Here is a 3,631-nt window from a genome sequence, read left to right as displayed (position 1 = left end):
CCGCACGTTTGATCCCCAAACCACCGATCGCGCGTTGGAAACGATCGAGCGCAATGCCAAGCTGCAAACGCAACTGATTGAAGATCTGCTGGATGTATCTCGGATTTTGCGCGGCAAGCTGCTGCTGAATGTTGCTCCGGTCAATTTAACGACGACTATTCAAGCTGCCTTAGAAACGGTGCGGCTCACTGCCGAAGCAAAGAATATTCAGATCCAAACGGCGTTTGCGCCGGATATAGACCTCGTATCTGGGGATGCTGCACGCCTGCAACAGATTGTCTGGAATCTGCTGTCGAATGCGGTCAAATTTACGCCAGAGGGAGGGCGAGTGGAGGTGAGCCTTTCACAGGTGGACAGTGGACAGGAAGGACGGGACGCTGAAGGAATGCCTCACTGGGCGTCGTTTGCCCAGATCTGCGTGACCGACACGGGTAAAGGCATCGATCCCAACTTTCTGCCCTACGTTTTTGACTCGTTTCGGCAGGAAGACGGCAAAACCACGCGCAAATTTGGCGGGCTGGGACTGGGGTTGGCGATCGTTCGTCATCTCGTCGAATTGCATGGTGGCTCCGTCCAAGCCGAAAGCTTGGGCGACGGGCACGGCGCAAAATTCACCGTTCGGCTACCGCTTCCGGACGCCCGGAAGCCAAGAGGAAGCAAGGGATCTCTCCTCATGCCCGATTCCTCGGTTCTTGCGGGCTTGCGCATTCTCGCGGTGGACGATGAACCCGACATGCGGGAGCTACTGCTGACGATTCTGGAGCAGAACGGTATTGAGGTCAGGGCGGCAGCATCCGCCACCGAAGCGCTTGACGCCTTAGAGCAGTTCCAGCCGGATGTGCTGATTAGCGATGTTGGAATGCCAGAGATGGACGGCTATGCGCTGATCCGGCAGATCAGATTGCTGCCCGATCTCGCCACGCTTCCCGCGATCGCGCTGACTGCCTACGCGGGAGAAATCGATCAGCAGCAAGCTTTGCAAGCCGGATTTCAGCATCACTTAGCAAAACCTGTTGAACCCGATCAGCTAATTCAGGTGATCGCGGCTTTGGTGCAGTGATCCCGCTGCTTCTAGAAGCAGCTAGAACGGAGGTTCAAGCTGTTCTAGAAGCGCCGATCGGTTTCGCTGGCGCAAGGCCTCTAGGTCTAGCTGATTCTGCTCGTCTAAGAGCTGCTCTCGCTGCATAAACTCAAAGACTATTTGGGCAAGCCGCGACTCGATTTGCAGCACTTCTTCACCGAGCCAGGTATGAATTTCTGCTTCTTCAGGGAATTGTTCGATACAGTTGAGCGTGTAGTGACGAAATTTCTTAATCGATCGCAAAATTGTTACTAAATAAGCAGGGCACTGACAGGCAATTACATCCGCATACTCACAAATTAGATGTAATTCTTCATCAGAGAAGCGCGTAGAATTTGACGACTTCAGCGTGATTTTGGTATTGGAGTCCACGATCGTAGAAATCAGACGTAGTAGGATAAGGCAACACCACCCTTCAAGCTGAAGCATGGCTAGACGGCGACGGTTCTAAATGTCACAAGATGCACTTACCCCGTGATCGTAAAAATCTTTTCGCTCACGTGCAACAACCGACACCGGAATCTATCTCGTAGGATGGATCCAGAAAGTGTTCATTACGACAACGTGGTAGTTCGGCAACGATCAATGACATAGCCACCTCCGACCTTTCTTTTAGCGGAGACAATAAGCGGTTTAGCTGCCGTCTTTCCAGAAAGAAGCGTTAGGAAGGCAGATGGACTATCTATCAAGCTAATTCAGTGAATTCTCGTTAGAGATACATCTGTTAAACGAGGTCCTACTTGCACTCATGGTTGACAGTCTGAACGGTCAAAGTTCAACGAAAGCAACGCTTCAGTCTTCTGTAGCTCTCGAAAATATGACCCTGGAAAAATTTTCGGGGCAAGTCAGAGGAATGCGCGATCGCGTCCTCAGGCTGTATGAGCAGGCGAATGAATCATCTGGATCAGCATCCAGTTTGCTTCTGCCAATGGCGCTGAAAGATCTGGGTGTGGCGTCGGAAGAGATTGAGGTGACGCTGGAGGCGCTCTCGCAGAAAAACGAGGAGCTGGCATCTGCGCTCCACACCGTTGCCGTGCAGCAGCAGCGATACCAAGCGCTGTTTGATCTTGCCCCAGAAGCTTATCTCGTAACAAACGCGCAAGGAATCATTCAGGAGGCAAATCAGGCAGCGGCGAAACTGCTGGGAACCCCACAGCAGTTTTTAGTCGCAAAGCCGCTGACCCTCTACCTCCACCAAGCCAACCAAGTCACTATTCGGGCAGAACTGGCTCGAATGCAGCGCAATGGTAGCCAACTGCCTGACCAGGAGAATCGATCGTGGGAGGTCCGCATTGAGCCGCGCAGCCGCCCACCCTTTTCCGCCCTTCTCAGCACGATTCAACTGCACGATCGCGACCGTACGACGCTCTGGATCATTCGGGACCTGAGCAATTCTCCTAAAGAAGCTCTTTTGGAGCGCAGACGCACGCTGGATCAGCCGCAGAACGGCAAAGGAGTCAAGGCATTAACAAACAGTGACCTGCTACAGCTATATTCCAGTTACGAGTACCGACGCGGCGACGAGATTTCCCTTGACCCTCAGACGCTGTTGTATGTGACGCGCGGCTTGGTGAAGCTGAGTACACTGAACGAATCGAATGAAGAAGTGCTGATTGGGCTGGTGGGTCCCCGAATGCCGTTTGGAAGCAGTTTGACTGCGCTACCGCTCTATCAGGCAGTGGCACTGGTGGAGGTTCAGGTAGTAGCGATTCCGCTGTTTGAGCTTGCCACGTCACCCCCGCTAGCGCAGTTGTTATTGACAAAGGTTAGTCAGCGGTTGCAGCAGACCGAACGGCTGCTAGCGATCTCTGGATGCCGCCGAGTTAAGGACCGTTTGTATGGGTTGCTTCAGCTCCTAAAAGATGAAATTGGAGAACCCGTGGAGACTGGAAACCGTCTGACAATTAGACTGACCCATGAAGACCTCGCCAACGCCTGCTGTAGTACGCGCGTTACAGTCACCCGTTTGCTGGGGGAACTGCAACAGCAAGGAAAAATCGTTGTAGATTCCAGACACTACATTACTCTGTTGCACTAATAATTTGCCGTCTGATAGGCTCTACCCGTATGGGGATTCTAAAAGCTGCTAAATTGTCGACCGTAGTTAGTGACATCCCATTTATGGATGCTCTATTTCATAAGAACTGTTGGGATACGAATCAATTAATAAACTAACTTTTGAGACCGATGAACCGCATGAACACTCAAGCCAAGGGCAACCTATTTGAACAGCAGATAGCGGAGGTGTACCAACGGACTACTGCTCTGTTCAAAACAACCGAGGAGTCAGGCTCACAGTCTCAGCTTGTGCTGGAGTGCTTAGAGGAGCTGCGGATCGCCCTAGAAGAATTACACGTGGCTGAGGAAGAACTCCGGCAGCAAAATGAGCAGCTAATTGAGGCGCGTGAAGCTGCAGAAATTGAGCGCTATCGCTATCAGGAACTGTTTGAATTTGCGCCAGACGGCTATCTTGTAACCAGTTTGAGCGGTACGGTGCAAGAAGCAAATCAAGCCGCCGCATCATTGTTAAATATTGCTAAGAAATATCTG

4 protein-coding genes are annotated in these 3,631 nt (G+C 51.9%); 3 read left to right on the top strand and 1 reads right to left on the bottom strand.

The annotated features are described in order from the left end of the window. A partial coding sequence (locus H6F43_RS14385) for a response regulator (RefSeq protein WP_190343422.1) occupies positions 1-1,060 on the top strand: 1,060 nt, incomplete at its 5' end. A gap of 21 nt (positions 1,061-1,081) precedes the next feature. Here H6F43_RS14385 and H6F43_RS14380 read toward each other — a convergent pair. Further along, positions 1,082-1,453, bottom strand: coding sequence for a hypothetical protein (locus tag H6F43_RS14380; protein ID WP_190343421.1), 372 nt, complete (start codon positions 1,451-1,453; stop codon positions 1,082-1,084). A gap of 445 nt (positions 1,454-1,898) precedes the next feature. Here H6F43_RS14380 and H6F43_RS14375 point away from each other — a divergent pair, with 445 nt between their 5' ends. Together H6F43_RS14375 and H6F43_RS14370 are read left to right on the top strand one after the other, a co-directional pair. Beyond that, positions 1,899-3,119 (top strand): helix-turn-helix domain-containing protein, encoded by a 1,221-nt coding sequence (locus H6F43_RS14375; RefSeq protein ID WP_190343420.1) that lies wholly within the window; start codon positions 1,899-1,901, stop codon positions 3,117-3,119. A 149-nt stretch (positions 3,120-3,268) separates the two neighbouring features. Continuing rightward, a partial coding sequence (locus H6F43_RS14370) for a PAS domain-containing protein (protein ID WP_242025620.1) occupies positions 3,269-3,631 on the top strand: 363 nt, incomplete at its 3' end.

Origin of the sequence: Leptolyngbya sp. FACHB-36, assembly GCF_014695955.1 — a bacterium.
Classification (GTDB): Bacteria; Cyanobacteriota; Cyanobacteriia; order Leptolyngbyales; family Leptolyngbyaceae; genus FACHB-36.
The sequence above is the reverse complement of the archived record's forward strand: the minus strand, read 5'-3'. Positions and strand labels throughout refer to the sequence as shown.